Below are 1259 nucleotides of genomic sequence, written 5' to 3'. Positions count from 1 at the left end.
GAACCGGCCCGGGATGCGTCGCGGCGTCGGCCAGGATCCGCTCCAGCGCCCGCCGGTCGGTCTTCCCGGCGGGTGTGCGCGGCAGGGCCGGCAGGACGACGAGTTCCAGCGGGATCTTGTACTCGGCGACGCCGCGTTCCCGCAGGAACGCCGTCACCTCCCCGAGACCGACCGGGCTCCTCGGCACGTTCCCGGCGTCCGGCGACGCGGTCACCACCAGGCAGGGGTACTCCCCGAGCCGCGGATCGGGTCTGGCGACCACCGCCAGCGGACCGATGCCGGGCAGATCCGCCAGCAGGCCCTGGATCTCCACGGCGTTGAACTTGCGCCCGCCCACGTTGATCAGTTCGGCGGAGCGGCCGTGGAACACCACGAGACCGTCCGCGCCGATCGAGGCGAGGTCACCGGTGCGCAGCCAGCCGTCCTCGGACACCACCGACCGGGTCAGCTCCGGCTCGCCGTAGTAACCGCGGAACATGCTGGGGCTGCGGTAGTACAGCTCCCCGCACTCGCCGGGGGCGCACGGCCGCCCGTCCTCGCCGAGGACGCGCATCCGCGCGCCCCGCACCGGCCGTCCCACACTGCGCGCGGCGACCTCCGGCGGGTCCCCGGCCAGACTGCTGGTGCCGTTCCCGGCCTCCGACATGCCCCACACCACGACCAGCGCGGTGTCCAGGGTCTCCCGCACCTCGCGCACCAGGGCGGCGGGCAGGGCGGCACCGGCGGTCAGCACCCGCTCCGGGCGGAAACCCGCACCCGACTCCGACTCCCGGGCCCGCGCCACCACGTCGTGCAGCTGCGCCGGCACGGCGACCACCACGCTCGGCCGTTCCGCCCGCGCCAGCTCCAGGAACCGGTCCACGTCCCACGAACCCAGCAGCACCTGACGGCCGGAACGGAACAGCGCCGAGTACACCGACTGCAGCCCGAAGCAGTGGGTCAGCGGGCACGCCGTGATCAGGGTGCCGCCGTACGGCCCGGCACTGTCCTCGGTCGCCGCACGGGAGTTGGTGAGCAGAGAGTCGTGGGTGTGCAGACAGATCTTGGGCCGTGCGGAGGTGGTGGCGGAGGAGGGGAGCAGCAGCAACGGCGCGTCGGGCCGCACCTCCACCGGCCGGGGCCGCTCACCCGCGCGGCGCGCCAGCAGACCCTCGACCGTCTCCGCCCCGTCCGTGGCGTCACCGCCGGCGACCAGGACGGCCCGCAGCGACGGCAACGCCTCCCGCAGCGCCGCCGTACCGAGCGGGCCGTCGGCGTCC

At 74.8% G+C, this 1259-nt stretch carries 1 protein-coding gene; it reads right to left on the bottom strand.

Annotated features, from left to right (window positions below; genetic code table 11):
* Positions 1-1259 (bottom strand): class I adenylate-forming enzyme family protein (locus tag B7767_RS38845; RefSeq protein ID WP_143652895.1); only part of this gene is annotated, 1259 nt, incomplete at both ends.

It is taken from the genome of Streptomyces sp. 13-12-16 (genome assembly GCF_002114215.1).
Lineage (GTDB): Bacteria > Actinomycetota > Actinomycetes > Streptomycetales > Streptomycetaceae > Streptomyces.
Note: the sequence above shows the minus strand (reverse complement) of the source record. Positions and strands in the feature narration are given on the sequence as shown.